Genomic DNA, 14495 nt, shown 5'->3' on the forward strand with positions numbered 1-14495 from the left:
TCGCCGCATCCATGCGGCTCACGCCCCCGCAACCGGACCCACCCCGCCTTCGACAATGTCCTGCGATCTGACGGACGAGCATGGACTGCCCATGGTGGGTGTCGACCTTGGTCGACACGTTCTGGTCGGCACGGGCTCTTACCCCATTGGAGGCGCCATTTAACCGGCGTCGGTTTTCTGGCCTATGGCTGCAGGGTCCAGCGGCCGGAATTCTGGCGCTGGCGCGGTGCGATGGGGCCGTCGTGCTGGGTGTAGATGAAGCGGCCCTGGCGGTCGCTCAGGCAGGTCAGCAGCAGGGTGTAGCGGGCAGGGCCTGCCGGGTGGGCTTCGGTCATCTGGATCTCGGCGATGTGCGGGGCCAGGCGCCGGTAGCGGTAGCTGCCGTCGATGCGCAGATCGGTGCCGAGGATGTCCAGCACGTACTGGTTGCCGGCGAAGCTGAGCTGGACCATGCGTCCGGCATTCGGATTATCTGGCTGGTACAGCGGGTCGCTGAGGTTGGTGAACTGGCGTTGGTCCAGCGTGGTGGGCAGCGTGCAGTCGGCGGCGCTGGCCAGGGGCGGGCAGAGCAGGGCGGCGAGCAGGGTGAGGCGATGCATGGTGGGACCTCGTTGGGATGTCCTTGCCATGCTCCGCACTGCGGCGGTGATGTCTTTAGGAAAACGTGCAAATGCAATGGGGTCAGATTCCTTTCCGCAGGAAAGGGATCTGACCCCTGGTACTGGAAACACCAACGCCTGGGCTAGCCCAGGCGTTCGTGCCCCCTTCATGCTGGTTGCGAGCTTCAGCCGGCCAGTTCAGCCTGCTCACGTTCGATGCCGTACTTGCGCAGCTTTTCCACCAGGGTGGTGCGGCGCAGGCCGAGCAGCTGGGCGGCGTGGGCGACGACGCCCTGGGTGCGTTCCAGTGCTTCGTTGATCAGGCCCAGTTCGATGTTGGCCATGTGGTTGCGCAGGTCCATGCCTTCATCGGGCAGCGCCGCCGGTGCTGCGGCGCGATTGACGGCAATGCCGTGCTCCAGCGCCGGTTGGTTGCCGCCGCCCGGGGTGTGGAACGAGAAGCTGCGCAGGTCGAGGCGTTCTTCGCTGGCCGTCGGCTGTACCGGTGCCGGTGCGGCCACCGCTGCCAGTGCAGCGTCGCCACGGTAGCGGGCCGGCAGGTCCTGCACGCGCACCGATCCGCCCGGATGCAGCACCGCCAGGCGCTCGACCAGGTTGGTCAGTTCGCGCACATTGCCCGGCCACTCGTAGCCGGCCAGGGCCTGCAGGGCTTCCGGGGTGAAGCGCACTTCGCCACGGCCGGTGCGCGCCAGCTGTGCGGCGATGGTTTCCACCAGCGCCGGCAGGTCTTCGCGACGCTCGCGCAGGGCGGGCACGTCGATCGGGAACACGTTGAGGCGATAGAACAGATCCTCGCGGAACTTGCCTTCAGCAATACGGGTTTCCAGGTCGCGGTGGGTTGCGGCCACAACGCGTACGTTGCAGCGGATGGTCTGGTTGCCACCCACGCGTTCGAAGCTGCGCTCCTGCAGCACGCGCAGCAGCTTCACCTGCATCGGCAGGCTCATGTCGCCGATTTCGTCGAGCAGCAGGGTACCGCCTTCGGCCATTTCGAAACGGCCCTTGCGCGCGGTCAGTGCGCCGGTGAAGGCACCCTTTTCGTGGCCGAACAGTTCGCTTTCCAGCAGGTCGGCCGGAATGGCGCCGCAGTTGATCGCCACGAACGGGCCGTCGCGGCGCGGCGAGCGCTGATGGATTGCGCGCGACACGACTTCCTTGCCGGTGCCGGATTCGCCCAGCACGAGCACGGTGGTGTCGAATGCGGCCACCTGTTCGATCATCGTGCGCAACGCAGTCACCGCCGGACCGTTGCCGGTCGGGCCCTGGTCCTGCGCGGCGCCGGCCTGGTGCTCGGCGTCCAGGCGCTTGAGGCTGGCGCGGCGCAGCAGGGCTTCCATCTGCGCATGGCGCAGCGGCGTTTCCAGCGGCCAGATGTTGGCTTCGTGCAGGCCGTGCTGATGGGCAAAGGCTGCGGCATCACCGTCGGCCAGCAGTACCGGCGGCGGCAGGCTGCTGCCGCCCAGCCAGTTGTACAGCGCGGTGCTGGCAGCGGTGTCGTCCAGGCTGCCGACGATCACGGCCATCCAGTCGTTCTGGCGCTGACGGCCCAGGTCGAAGTCGGCCGCGTCGGAAACCCAGCGCGGGTTGAAATCCATGAATTCCAGCAGGGCAACGGTGCGCTCTGCGCGCACGGCGTCGTTGTCCAGCACCAGGATGCGCGATTCGCTCACGATCGATCCTCCCTGAGGCCTTCCAGGATCGGCATGACTTCCTGGATGTAGGACAGCTTGCTGACAAAATTGTCGGCGCCAGCGCGCAGCGCGTGTTCGCGGTGCTCGGCGTCGTCGAAGTGGCTGGCGATCACGATGTACGGTGCATCGTCCTGCGACTTGATCAGGCGGGTGGCCTGCAGGCCGCCCATTTCCGGCATCGCCAGGTCCATCAGCACCACCTGCGGGCGCAGCGTTTCCGAGCGCTCGATCGCTTCCAGGCCGTTGCCGGCGCTGCCGACGATCTGCAGCCAATCGATCTTGCGGAAATGGCGCATCGCCGCGTTGATGAAGCCCTCGTGGTCATCGACCAGCAGGACCGTGAGCTTGTTCATGTCCAACATCCTTTTCAGCCCACCCGGGCCAGCTGCGGTTGCCTGGCGCCAAGCCGGCGCCGTTCACGGGCCGGGGCGATGTCCAGTTGTTCTCGGTATTTTGCGACGGTTCGGCGGGCAATGTTCACCCCCTGGCGCGACAGCAGGCCGGCGATGGCCTCGTCGGCCAGCGGCCGGCCGGCCGGTTCGGCGTCGATCAGGCGGCGGACCATGGCCTTCACGGCCTGGCCGGAGACGCTGGCGCCTTCCAGGCGCACGGCGAAGAAGTGCTTCAGTTCGAAGGTGCCGCGCGGGGTCTGCAGGAACTTGCCGGTGGTGATGCGCGAGACGGTGGACTCGTGCATGCCGATTTCCTCGGCCACTTCCTTCAGGGTCAGCGGCGCCATGGCCTCCTCGCCACGCACCAGGAACGCGGCCTGGCGCTCGACGATCACCCGCGCGGTGCGCAGCAGGGTGTCGTAGCGCATCGACAGGCCGCGGCTGAACCAGCGCGCTTCCTGCAGCATTTCGCGCAGTGCCGGTGCGGCCTCGCTGGTCTCGGCCAGCGCCTGTTCGTACTGGCTGTTGATCGAGACGCGGCGGCTGGTCGCCGGATTCAGCGCCACCTTCCACTGGTCGTCGGCGTACCAGGCGACCACGTCCGGCACCACCACGGCATTGCGTTCGGGCAGCAGGCTGTCACCCGGGCGCGGCTGCAGCGAGAGGATCAGGCGCACCGCCTCGCGCACGTCGTCGATCTCGGCGTCGTGCAGGCGAGCGAGGGCGGGGTAGTCGTGCGCGGCCAGCGCGTCGAGCGCGCCATCGAGAATACGTGCCGCCAGGTGGCGGGCGGGGACTACGCCGTGCAGGCTGCGCAGCTGGGCCTGCAGGCCTTCGCGCAGGTCCTGTGCGGCCATGCCGGCCGGCTCGCCATGCAGCAGCTGCTGACGGATGGCTTCCACGCCGTCGGCGGCGATGTCGAACTGGGCGCTGGCCAGCAGCTGCAGCTGGTCCAGCGGTGCCTGCAGGTAGCCTGCCTCATCGCAATGGTCCAGCCAGAAGGCGGCCACGGCCAGCTCGCGGTCATCCATGTCCAGCGACAGGCGCTGCAGCACGCGCAGCTGCGGGTCGCTCGATTCGCCGGCGGCGATGCGCGCCATGCGGTCGTCGTCGCCGTCCTGCCAGCTGGCGCCGGCCACGTCCCACATCGACGACTCGGGCAGCTCGTCGAACGCAGCGGTTTCCAGCGTGGTGGCGCCGGCCTCGGTGGCTTCGGCGGTGGGTGCTTCAGCCTCTTCGATCTCCAACAGCGGGTTGGAGTCCAGCAGGCGCTGGATTTCCTGTTCCAGGTGCAGGCCATCGAGCTGCAGCAGCCGGATCGACTGCAGCAACTGCGGGGTGAGGTGAAGTTGTTGGCCCAGCTGGGCCGAGAGTGCAGCCTTCATCGTGGTTCCCCGGCACCGCTCCCCGGCGCCTTGTGGAACGCATCTTGCTTTTGATCCGGCGGGGGCGGAATCAGGGGGTTCCTGAGGGGCTTCGTGAATGTCCTGACAGGGTGTAGGGGTATTCCCTACATTGTCGCGGAATGTTGACGATGATCGCCGCTAAGTTGCTGATTTCCGGTGTGGGTCCCGGATTGATCGGGCTGCGCCATGTACGGATTCCTGTCAGGGAGTGTCGGGGTGACGGGAATTCGTCGTCAGTGCGGATCTGACCTCCTTCGCGGAGGATCACTCCAGCTCGTGCTGGTGGCGCGCGGCCAGCAGCAGCAGATCGTTGGCGCGGCGACAGCCCAGCGACTCCATCATGCGTGCGCGGTGGGTTTCCACCGTCTTGACGCTGATGCCGAGGTCGGCGGCGATTTCCTTGTTGCTCTCACCCTTGCCGATGCGGCGCAGAATCTCGCGCTGGCGCGGCGACAGTGCGGCGATGCCGGTGGGTTTTTCGCGACCGAGCATCGGTGCCAGCATCTTGGCGGAGATCTGCGGGCTCAGGAACACCTGGCCGGCGTGCGCGGCACGCAGCGCCAGTTCAAGCTCCTGCGGTGCGGCATCCTTGACCAGGAACCCGACCGCACCGCGATCGAGTGCATCGCGCACGTGGGCGGCGTCGTCGTGCATGGTCATCATCACCACCCGCGTGCCGGGGGCGCGCAGGCGGATGTCGCTGAGGGCTTCCAGGCCGGTGCGGCCGGGCAGTGACAGGTCCATCAGAATCACGTCCGGGGCGTGCTGCAGGGCCAGCTGCAGTGCCTGCTCGGCATTGCTGGCCTCGGCGACGAGCTGCACGTCGGCAAACCCCTGCAGCAGCCGCGCCAGGCCGGCGCGGACCAGGGTGTGATCGTCGACGATGAGAACTCGCACAGGCACGTTGGAGGTCCGTGAGGGGAGTCCACCTTAACTTAGCTGAACGGGCGCGCCAAGGGTTGCCCATCCGGCGTCATGGTGGCAGGTTTCAGCGGGCGCGGCGTGCTTCGGCCACCTGGCGGCGATGCAGGCGGAACAGATGCCGCTCCATTGCCATCTCCAGGCCATCGCCAAGACGCTGGAAACGCAGCCACAGGTAGTGACCACCGCCACCGTCCGCCGCTTCGGCGATCACTTCCACGGGCAGGTCGATATGGTCAGGCAGCCAGTCGCTGGGCTGCAGGCGCACCAGGCCGGCCTGGCCGGGGCTGGCGCCGCTGCGCGGCCCCAGCTGCAGGCGGATGCCGCGGCGTGACCAGCGCACGGGGCGCAGCGTCAGTTCCTGACCCTGCTGGCGTACCAGACGGCCGAGCAGCACCATCGCCAGATCCAGCTTGGCTTCCAGCCGCTGCAGCTGCAGGCTGGACTCATTGCGGTCGTCGTGCTCGTCAACGCGGCTGTCCTCGACCAAGGCCAGGCTGCGCAGCAGGCCTTCGGCACTGCTGGTGCGACCGGCGGCGCTGCCTGCCTGGAACTCGGCCGGCAAGGCCAGCTCGCAGCTGAGCGTTTCGTCGAACAGCTCGCTTTCGGCGGGGTGGTGCAGCGACGTGGTCGGCAGTTGGGTCATGCGAGTGATTCTGCCTGCAGGTAGGCATGCGCCGCGCGAAGGGAGCGGCCGGTGTGCTTCAGGTGAGCTGCGGCTTCATCGCGGAGGGAGATCATGCGCGCCAGTACGCGTTGCTGGTGGTCGCGCAACGCGAGGATGGCGGCATCACTGGGGCGCTCGACAACTAGCGACAGGGCAGCCACGGCTTCCAGGTGTTCGGCCATCAGCCGTTCGCTGGTGTCGTGGTCCTCGCCCTCGAGGCTGGTTTCCAGCGTATCAAGGGCGTCGTGCATAGTCTGAAGGTTCATGGCGCCACCGCTTTGGTGACCTGGCGCTGGTCTGCCGGAATCGCGTTCCAGGCCGAGTCGATCTCCACCATCAAGCCCAGGGCTTCCTTCAGTGCGGTCGGATCGTTGTGCAGGTTGCCCTCGGTCAGGCGCATGATGACGAAGTCGTACAGTGCCGACAGATTGCCGGCAATCTCGCCACCGGCTTCGTGATCGAGCGAGCCGTTGAGGTGGCCGACGATGGCGCAGGCTTCGCCGATGGCCTTGCCCTTGCGCGCCTGGTCATTCTGCTGCAAAGAGGCTTCAGCGGTGCGGATGCGCTCGCAGGCACCGGCCAGCAGCAGCGCTACCAACTTGTGTGGATCGGCATCGACGACCGAGGTGGTCACGCCGACTTTTCGGTACTGCTCGGCGAACTGCCGATTGGAACCGTACATAGGGGAAGTCTCCTGGAATGCCTGCCCATCCGCGTGGGTTGAGGGGTTCGGCACGGGTCTAACGGGTTATCGGCGCAGCCGGGGCTCTACTTGAGTACCGACTGCGCCGGAAAAATGCCTGGTAATCAGTTGCCGAGCTGCTGGATGAGCGAGCCGCCGGCCGACTGCATCTGCGTGACCATCTTTTCCATCGCGGTGAACTGCTTGGTGTAGCGGTCGGCCACCTTTTCCATGTTCTTGTCCAGCTCGTCCAGCTGCTTTTCCAGTGCCTTGATCTGCTTGTTCAAGGTCGCCGTACGCTGGGTGATCGTGCCGGTGGTCGCGTCCAGGCTGCTCTTCAGCAGTTCGGTCATCGGCTTGCCCAGCGCGCCCTCTGCACCGAACAGCTTGGTGGCGGCCTCCGGGTTCTTCGCCAGCGCGGTGTCGAGCTTGGCGCCATCAAGGCTCATGCTGCCGTCGGCGGCAATGGTGATTCCCAGATCCTTGAGGTCGTTGACGTTCGCACTCAGCTGGGCGCGCAGCTGCTGCTGCAGGCCACGGACCATGGCGTCGCCGGTCATGGTCGAGGCCGTGCGCGTCTCAGCGTTGTAGGCGCTGGAATTCTTCAACGTGGTCTGGATGCCGTTGTAGGCGGTGATGAAGGCCGTGAGATTGGTCTTCAGCGTACTGTTGTCCGGAGTGACGGTCAGCGTCTGCGTCTCGCCTTCCTTCGCCTTGGTCAGGGTGAGGCTGATGCCGGGTACCAGATCGGTGATCGTGTTGGAGCTGCTGGTGCGGGTGAAACCATCCACCACCACCACCGCATCCTTGGCGGGCACCATCTCGGTCATCTTCGATGCGGATGTGCCGTCATAGGCCAGCTCGGAGAGTCCGCCATTGCCGCCACTGGCGCTGACCTTCAACGCGCCCTTGCTGCCGGAATCAACGGCGGTCAACACCAGGTGCATGCCATCGTCTGCGGTAACCACGGCCGCGGTGACGCCCTTGCTCTCGGCGGCGGAATTGATCTCGGCTGCGATCTTCTCCATCGTCGCGCCGGGTTCGATGTTCACGCTGATGGACTTGTCGCCGTATGCGATCGTCAGCGTTCCGTCGCCAACCACGGCGTCCTTTGTATACGCCTTGGAGCTGAGCTTCTGGTTCTGTGCCAGGGATTTGACTTCCACGTGGTGGCTGCCCGCAGCGGCCTTGCCGGCGGTCGTGCTGGTGTCCAGGGTCGCAGTGAAGTTCGACTCGGTCGGCGTGCTGACTTTCAGGCCGGGGGTGGCAACACCCTTGACCAGGGTCTTCAGCGCGCTCTGCAGACCTGTCATTCCGCTTTTGATGGTGCCAAGCGCCGAAAGCTTGGCGCTGGCGGCAACACCCGCCGAGTTGATCTGCTTTTCCCGGGGCTCGCGTTCCTTGGCGGTCAGCTGTGCAACCAGGCTGGGAATGTCGAGGCCGGAACCAATCGTGCCGATGGCCATGAGGGGAATCCTTTTTCTTGGACGGGCCGGGCGGGTGTCCTGCACCTGCTATCGGCCTGGGAGGGGCGAGCTTGAGCGTGGAAACGCTCTCCAGCCTTCTGCAAGGCCCATGCCAATCCGCCACCGGGCACGAAGAAGGGGGCTTGCGCCCCCTTCCCGTTGTTGCCTTGTACTACCGCTGGATCAGCGCAGCAGGCTCAGCACGTTCTGGCTGGACTGGTTGGCCTGGGCCAGCATGGCGGTACCGGCCTGCTGCAGGATCTGGTTGCGGGTCAGCTCGGCGGTTTCCGAAGCGTAGTCCACGTCGCGGATGCGGCTGCGGGCAGCCGACATGTTCTCCGACGAGGTGTTCAGGTTCGCAACCACCGAGGTGAAGCGGTTCTGGATCGCACCCAGGTCGGCGCGGGCGGAGTTGATCGAGTTCAGGGCTGCGTCCATCGCCAGGATGGCATTGTCGGCACCGCCCTTCGACGAGATGTCCAGATCGGCGAAGCCGGTCTTGGCGCCACCTGCGGAGTAGTTTGCGGTGGTGCCAGTGGTCAGGCCGGTTGCCTCCAGCAGCGCGGTGTTGCCTGCAGCATCATTGGTAGCAGACGCGACAGTGAAGTTGCCTTCCTTGCCGGTCAGCTGCACCTTACCTTCGACGAGGGCTGCACTCACGCCAGTCTCATGAGTCTTCGCATTGACGGCGTTCACCAACTGCGTTGCGCGGTCGCCAGCGGTCTTGGCGCTTTCCAGATCAATGGTGACAGCCGGGCCAAGCTTGCCGCCAACAGTGCCGGAGATGGTGAAGCTGGTCTTGCCAAACGAAGCGGCAACGGCTTCGGTGCCAGTATTGTGGGTCTTGGCAAAGGTGGCGCCGAATCCGCCTGTTGCGCTCTGGGCAACCGCGATATCCGTGCCATCGGCCTTGGTGAAGACCAGGTCGGAGTCGGCCGCCTTGCCGGTGAACGTGATGCCTGCATCTGCCAGCTTCTTGGTGAGCGTGGAGTCGCTCAGAGCAGTATCAATCGCGGCAGCGTCTACATCAGCGGTACCAGTTGCTGCCTGATTGATGATCGAGATGCCATTGACGCTCAGCGAGTAGGCAGTGCCGGCGGTAACGGTCGTAAAGGCGCCCGAAGCGGCAGTGTTGGTCGCAGTTGGCCCCTTCGCGCCACCGTTGGCAACGACGCCTGTGGACGATGCGTCATTCGTTGCGCTGGTCCAGTTACCCAGCTTGCTGATATTGGCGTTGGCGACCTGGGAGATGTTGATCGTCTGGCCCTGGTTGGCGCCGATCTGGAAGGCCTGGTTGGTGAAGGTGCCGTCCAGCAGGTTGGTGCCGTTGAAGTTGGTCTGTTCGGCGACGCGCTGGATTTCCTGCTTCAGCAGCTGCACTTCGGCGTTCAGGGCCTGGCGGTCGGAATCGGAGTTGGTGGCGCTGCGCGACTGCACGGCCAGCTCGCGGACGCGCTGCAGGTTGTTGCCGATCTCACCCAGTGCGCCTTCGGCGGTCTGTGCCAGCGAGATGCCGTCGTTGGCGTTGCGGGCGGCCTGGTTGGCGCCGCGGATCTGGGTGGTGAAGCGCTCGGAGATCGCAAGGCCGGCGGCATCGTCCTTGGCGCTGTTGATGCGCATGCCCGAGGACAGGCGCTGAATGGTGGTGGCCAGGTTGGCGCCGCTGGTGCCCAGGTTGCGCTGGGCGTTCAGCGACATGGTGTTGGTGTTGATGACTTGTGCCATGGTGCGGTTTCCTTGTAGGCAGTGTGTCCGGCAGAGCAGCCTGACCGGTTTCGGGGGGCAGTGGCTGGCGTCCCCCCAAGGGGTGTGCTACCGCTGCTGAAATCAATAACGGCACTACCCCTCCGGCCTTTAGCGGAGTTTCGATCCTTTTTTTCTGGTCAAACGAAAAGGCCCCGCCATCTGCATGGCGGGGCCCGGCTCCAGCGCGAGTGGTGCAGGTATTACGACTGCAGCAGACGCAGTACGTTCTGCGGCACCTGGTTGGCCTGGGCCAGCATGGCCGTACCAGCCTGCTGCAGGATCTGGCCACGGGTCAGCTCGGCGGTTTCCTGTGCGTAGTCAACGTCGCGGATGCGGCTGCGTGCTGCGGACAGGTTCTCCGAATTGGTGTTCAGGTTGGCGATGGTCGAGGTGAAGCGGTTCTGGATTGCACCGAGGTCGGCGCGGGCGGAATTGACGGACTGCAGCGCGGCATCCATGGCGAGGATGGCGTTGTCGGCGTTGGCCTGGTTGGAGATATCCAGTTCGGCGAAGCCAACTTGCGCAACGCCAGCCGCAAAGTTTGAGGTAGTGTCTGCGGTCAGGCCGGTCTGCTGCGCCAATGCAGTCTTGGCTGCGGCCTGGTCGGTGCCAATTGCGCCGACGGTGAAGTTCGCGTCCTTCGACGTGAGCTGCAGTGTTCCATCCACGAGAGAGGCACTTACACCGGTTTCGTGGGTCTTGGCGTTGATCGCGTTGACCATTTGCGTCGCACGCTCTGCGGCGGTCTTGGCGTTGTCCAGATCAATGGTGACGGGCTGGCCCGGCGCACCGTTCACCGTGCCGGTGATGGTGAAGCTGGTCTTGGCATAGCTGGCTGCCTTGGCTTCGGTGCCAGTGAAGGTTCCGGCAATCGGGCCGGGGAAGCCACCACCGGTCTGGGTGATGACCAGGTTGGAACCATCCGCCTTGCTGAACTTGAGGTCAGCGCCAACGGCTGAGCCGGTGACGGTGATGCCAGCTTTCTTCAGTTCATCTGCTTTCTCGGTCAACTTCGCATCAACGTCAGCGGCGGCAACAGCGTCAGTCGCTTCGTCAACAATCGTGACGCCGGCAACGGTGAGCTTGTAGGCAGTGCCAGCGGCCACGGGTGCAAAGGCACCTGCAGCGCCGGATTCGGACTTGACAGCTTTGATGGCACCGCCATCGGGCGTGACGCCCTGTGCTGACGCGTTCGTCGAAGCACTCGTCCAGCTGCCCAGCTTGTGCACATTCGCATTGGTGATCTGCGAGATGTTGATGGTCTGGCCCTGGTCGGCGCCGATCTGGAAGGCCTGGTTGGTGAAGCTGCCGTCCAGCAGGCTGGTGCCGTTGAAGTTGGTCTGCTCGGCAACGCGCTGGATTTCCTGCTTCAGCAGCTGCACTTCGGCGTTCAGCGCCTGGCGGTCCGAGGCGGAGTTGGTTGCGCTGCGGGCCTGAACTGCCAGTTCGCGGATGCGCTGCAGATTGTTGCCGACTTCGCCCAGTGCGCCTTCAGCGGTCTGTGCCAGCGAGATGCCGTCGTTGGCGTTGCGCGCGGCCTGGTTGATGCCACGGATCTGGGTGGTGAACCGCTCGGAGATCGCCAGACCGGCGGCGTCGTCCTTGGCACTGTTGATACGCATGCCCGAGGACAGGCGCTGGATCGAGGTGGCCAGCGAGCTGCTGCTGGTGGACAGGTTGCGCTGAGCGTTCAGCGACATGGTGTTGGTGTTGATGATCTGTGCCATGGTGCTTCTCCGTGGTTGCTCGGTTGTTTCGGTGTGGAAGGCGCGGGACGCGCCGTGCTGGAAGACGGATGGAACGGGGAAAGGGACTAGCGGATCTTGTTGAACAGGGACATCGCCTGCATCTGGCTGAAGATCGTCTGGGCGGCTTGAAGGGCGGCGGTCTCCAGCTTGTATTGGCCGATGGCATCGGCGTAATCGAGGTCGCGCATCGTCGAGAGCGTGCTCTTGACGGTGACGGCAGTGGCTTCGCGGGCGCTGGCCGCGGTATCGATGGCGGCCAGCTGGGCGCCGCCCTTGGCGCGGGCGTCGATCATCGTTTCCGAGGCCCTGTTGAGGTCGCGGATGCTGGACTGCAGCGTGTTCTGCAGCGCCGTGCGCTGGCTTTCGGTGGACGGGTCGGTTTCCAGTGCGGCGACCAGTTTGTCCAGGGTGGAGAAGATGTCGCGGCTACCCGCGTCGCTGACGTTGAACTGATCACCGGCGGCTGGCTTGCCCTCGATGCGCATGCGCACGCCGCCAACGACAATGTCCTCGCCGGGTTTGTGGGTTCCGCTGCCGACCACCGTGCCGGTGCCATCAACCACTTCATAGGCACCTTCGGCAGTGCCGGTGAAGCGGACATTGAGCGTGCCGCCGGCCCAGCTGCCGCTGCCGTCACGGCTGACTGAGGTCAACAGGCCACTGCCGGTGTTGCCGGCGGCCGCGCTGGCATCCACACGGCCATCGCCGGTGGGGATGCGCATGAAGATCTCGCTGCCGGGCAGGGCGTCGGAGACCAGTTGGCCCGGTGCCACCTCCACCTGCCGCTGGTTCTGGTCACCGCTGTAGGTCACGGTGCCGCCGCTTCGCTGGAACGGGGCGTCAGCGTCGTTGCTGCCACCGAACAGGTAGCGTCCGCTGCCATCCCTGGAATTGGCCAGCGACAGCAGGCTTTCCTGGATGGTCTTCAGCTCGCTGACGATGGCCTTGAGGTCACTGGCCTTGGGCACCGGACTGTTGGCCTGGATACTCAACTCCACGGCGCGCGACATGAGCTCATTGACCTGAGCCAAGGCGTTTTCCTGCAGGCCCAGGCGGTTCTGCACGCTGTTGGCGTTCTTGCCGAGCTGCTCGAGCCCGGCCACGACACGGTCCAGGCCAACGGCCGTACCTGCAGCGACCGGGTCGTCCTTGGCGGAGGTGATCTTGCTGCCAGTCGCGATCTGCTGCTCGAGGTGGCTGATTTTCGACTGCTTGGCGAGCATCAGCGACACGGACTGGTTGAACATCATCCCGGTGGAAATTCGGCTGCTCATCGACGGACGGCTCCCAGGATGGTCTGGAACATGTTGTCGGCGGTGGAGATCAGCTGTGAGGCGGCCTGATAGGCCTGCTGCAACCGCAGCATGTCGGCTGCTTCCTCATCCAGGTTGACGCCGGAGATCTCGTCGCGGGCTGCCTGCGCCTTGTCCGTGATGACCTGCTGCGCGTCCAGCGAGTACTCGGCCGAACGTGCCGCCGCGCCGACCTGCGTGGTCAACCCCCCCAGCGCACCGTTGAGGGTGACGGTGCCGCCGTTGAAGGCCTTGGCGTCCTCGACCTTGGCCAGCTTTGCCGCGTTGCTGTTGTCCGACGAGCCTGCCGGAGTAGGGCTGATATTGAAGGTGTCGCCGACCTTCGGTGCACCGTCCAGCACGAAGCTCCAGCCATTGGCGCTGATGGTCTGGCCCGGTGTGTAGGTCTGCGGCGGCCCACCGTTGATGGTGTAGGTGGTCGCCGACGTGAACGCGATTGCGGCAGGATCGCGCAGGTTCGGATTGGATACATCGTTGACGGTGACGCCGGTCAGCTTCCCGGTGCCGGTGTTGGCCAGTGCAGCCGTACCCTTGACCGCTGCCGCTGCGGCGATGCGGGAGGGATCGGTGATGGCGGTTTCCAGGCTTCCGGCGACGCCCGCAGTCGGCTGCAGGAGGAAACGGTCGTTGGTGGCCGGGGTGCCGCCGACCACCAGCTTGACGCCATTGATCACCAGCGGATCGGCGGTCGTGCCGGTACCGGTCAACGCAACGGTGGCGCCAGTGTCGGCGCGGGTGGCCTGCCACTGGGTGCCGTCGAACTTGAGGACGATGTTCTGTGCCTCCAGCTTGGACAGGTCACCATAGGTCGCAGTGAGGCTGCCAGTACCGGTATTGCTCGCGTTGGGCGTGACGCGTGGGTTGCCGATGGTGAAGAAGTCGCCGCCCATCTTGCCGTACAGGTCCACGCCCTGGTGGTGCGCCTGGTTGAAGCTCTCGGCCAGACCGACGGCGAGCTTGCCCAGTTCGGCCTGGGCCGGTGTCAGCACGGTATCGCGGAACTCGAGCATGCCGCCGATCTTTCCGCCCACTGCCTTGGGATCGAGCGTGATCGTGTTGCCCTGGGTTTCCAGCGCCAGTTGCAGGCGTTCGGGCTGATATGGATCGGTCACCGTAGTGACCTTGGACGCGGTCGTGCCCACCACCAGCGCATTGCCGCCTGCGGTATAGACGTTCATCACGCCGCCATCCTGGACGACGGCAGTGCCACCGGTGTAACCGATCAGCTGCGAGATCAGCTGGTCGCGACGGTCGAGCAGGTCCGGCGCCGCGTTGGCCACGTTGCTGCCAATGGCGCCGTTGATCTGCGCAATCTCCTGCGCCAGGCGATTGACTTCCGTGGCGCCGGCAATGAGCCCGTTGTTGACCTCGCTGCTCAGGTTGTTCATCTGCGTGTTGAGCTGCACGAAGCGGCTCGCCAGGGCCTTGCCGCCATCGAGCAGGCTCTGCCGGTCGGCCGTGCCGGCCGCGTTGGACGAAAGGCCACTGACGGCGTCGAAGAAGTTGGACCAGGAGCCGGCGACATTTGTGGCCGGGTCCGAGAACAGGGCATTCACCCGGTCGGCCATGCCCGAAAGCTGCTTCAGGCGTGCCAGCTCGCCGCTGCTGTCGAGCAGGCGCGAGATGGCCAGCTGGTCGGCAGCACGGCGGATATCGGTGATGCGGGTGCCGCTGCCAACGTCCCCAAAGCCGTAGTTCTGCGGATCAGACGTGGCGAAGTCGACCTTCTGCCGGCTGTAGCCAGGGGTGTTGATGTTGGCGACGTTGTGGCTGGTGGTCGCCAACGCACGCTGGAAGGCGAGCAGGGCACCAGTACCGGTGGAAAGTACGCTGGACATGGGGT

The 14495-nt window shown here is 65.3% G+C and carries 13 protein-coding genes; all 13 read right to left on the minus strand.

The window, feature by feature from the left end; genetic code table 11:
• Positions 1-182: 182 nt before the first annotated feature.
• Positions 183-599 carry a hypothetical protein gene (locus QRO95_RS10925; protein WP_285302539.1) on the minus strand — a complete coding sequence of 139 codons (417 nt, stop codon included), beginning with the start codon at positions 597-599 and terminating at the stop codon, positions 183-185.
• A gap of 185 nt (positions 600-784) precedes the next feature.
• On the minus strand, positions 785-2290 hold the full coding sequence (locus tag QRO95_RS10930; protein ID WP_049421906.1) for a sigma-54 dependent transcriptional regulator: 1506 nt from the start codon (positions 2288-2290) through the stop codon (positions 785-787).
• Complete coding sequence (locus QRO95_RS10935; protein ID WP_010485922.1) at positions 2287-2664, minus strand: response regulator transcription factor; 378 nt, start codon at positions 2662-2664, stop codon at positions 2287-2289. Before QRO95_RS10935 ends, QRO95_RS10930 begins: the two co-directional genes overlap by 4 nt.
• A gap of 14 nt (positions 2665-2678) precedes the next feature.
• Positions 2679-4088, minus strand: coding sequence for an RNA polymerase factor sigma-54 (gene rpoN / locus QRO95_RS10940; protein ID WP_285302540.1), 1410 nt, complete (start codon positions 4086-4088; stop codon positions 2679-2681).
• A gap of 285 nt (positions 4089-4373) precedes the next feature.
• Positions 4374-5006 (minus strand): response regulator transcription factor, encoded by a 633-nt coding sequence (locus QRO95_RS10945; protein ID WP_032970105.1) that lies wholly within the window; start codon positions 5004-5006, stop codon positions 4374-4376.
• A 91-nt stretch (positions 5007-5097) separates the two neighbouring features.
• A complete protein-coding gene (locus QRO95_RS10950; RefSeq protein WP_010485910.1) occupies positions 5098-5676 on the minus strand; it encodes a PilZ domain-containing protein in 579 nt (192 codons plus the stop codon).
• Positions 5673-5963, minus strand: coding sequence for a hypothetical protein (locus tag QRO95_RS10955; RefSeq protein WP_125895720.1), 291 nt, complete (start codon positions 5961-5963; stop codon positions 5673-5675). Before QRO95_RS10955 ends, QRO95_RS10950 begins: the two co-directional genes overlap by 4 nt.
• Positions 5960-6379: a flagellar export chaperone FliS gene (gene fliS / locus QRO95_RS10960; RefSeq protein WP_049398118.1), complete on the minus strand. Its 420-nt coding sequence runs from the start codon at positions 6377-6379 to the stop codon at positions 5960-5962. The genes QRO95_RS10955 and fliS overlap by 4 nt, the downstream gene beginning before the upstream one ends.
• A 125-nt stretch (positions 6380-6504) precedes the next feature.
• Positions 6505-7845, minus strand: coding sequence for a flagellar filament capping protein FliD (gene fliD / locus QRO95_RS10965; RefSeq protein ID WP_285302541.1), 1341 nt, complete (start codon positions 7843-7845; stop codon positions 6505-6507).
• A 183-nt stretch (positions 7846-8028) separates the two neighbouring features.
• Positions 8029-9570, minus strand: a complete 1542-nt coding sequence (locus QRO95_RS10970) for a flagellin (protein ID WP_285302542.1) — start codon at positions 9568-9570, stop codon at positions 8029-8031.
• A gap of 221 nt (positions 9571-9791) precedes the next feature.
• Complete coding sequence (locus QRO95_RS25380; protein WP_404830348.1) at positions 9792-11318, minus strand: flagellin; 1527 nt, start codon at positions 11316-11318, stop codon at positions 9792-9794.
• Positions 11319-11404: 86 nt separating this feature from the next.
• The gene (gene flgL, locus QRO95_RS10985; protein ID WP_049398114.1) at positions 11405-12613 is read right to left on the minus strand and encodes a flagellar hook-associated protein FlgL; all 1209 of its coding nucleotides are present in this window, start codon (positions 12611-12613) and stop codon (positions 11405-11407) included.
• Positions 12610-14490 carry a flagellar hook-associated protein FlgK gene (flgK, locus tag QRO95_RS10990; protein ID WP_285302543.1) on the minus strand — a complete coding sequence of 627 codons (1881 nt, stop codon included), beginning with the start codon at positions 14488-14490 and terminating at the stop codon, positions 12610-12612. Before flgK ends, flgL begins: the two co-directional genes overlap by 4 nt.
• Between the last annotated feature and the right edge of the window lie 5 nt (positions 14491-14495).

It is taken from the genome of Stenotrophomonas maltophilia group sp. Smal13, assembly GCF_030236855.1.
GTDB classification, from domain to species: domain Bacteria; phylum Pseudomonadota; class Gammaproteobacteria; order Xanthomonadales; family Xanthomonadaceae; genus Stenotrophomonas; species Stenotrophomonas maltophilia_A.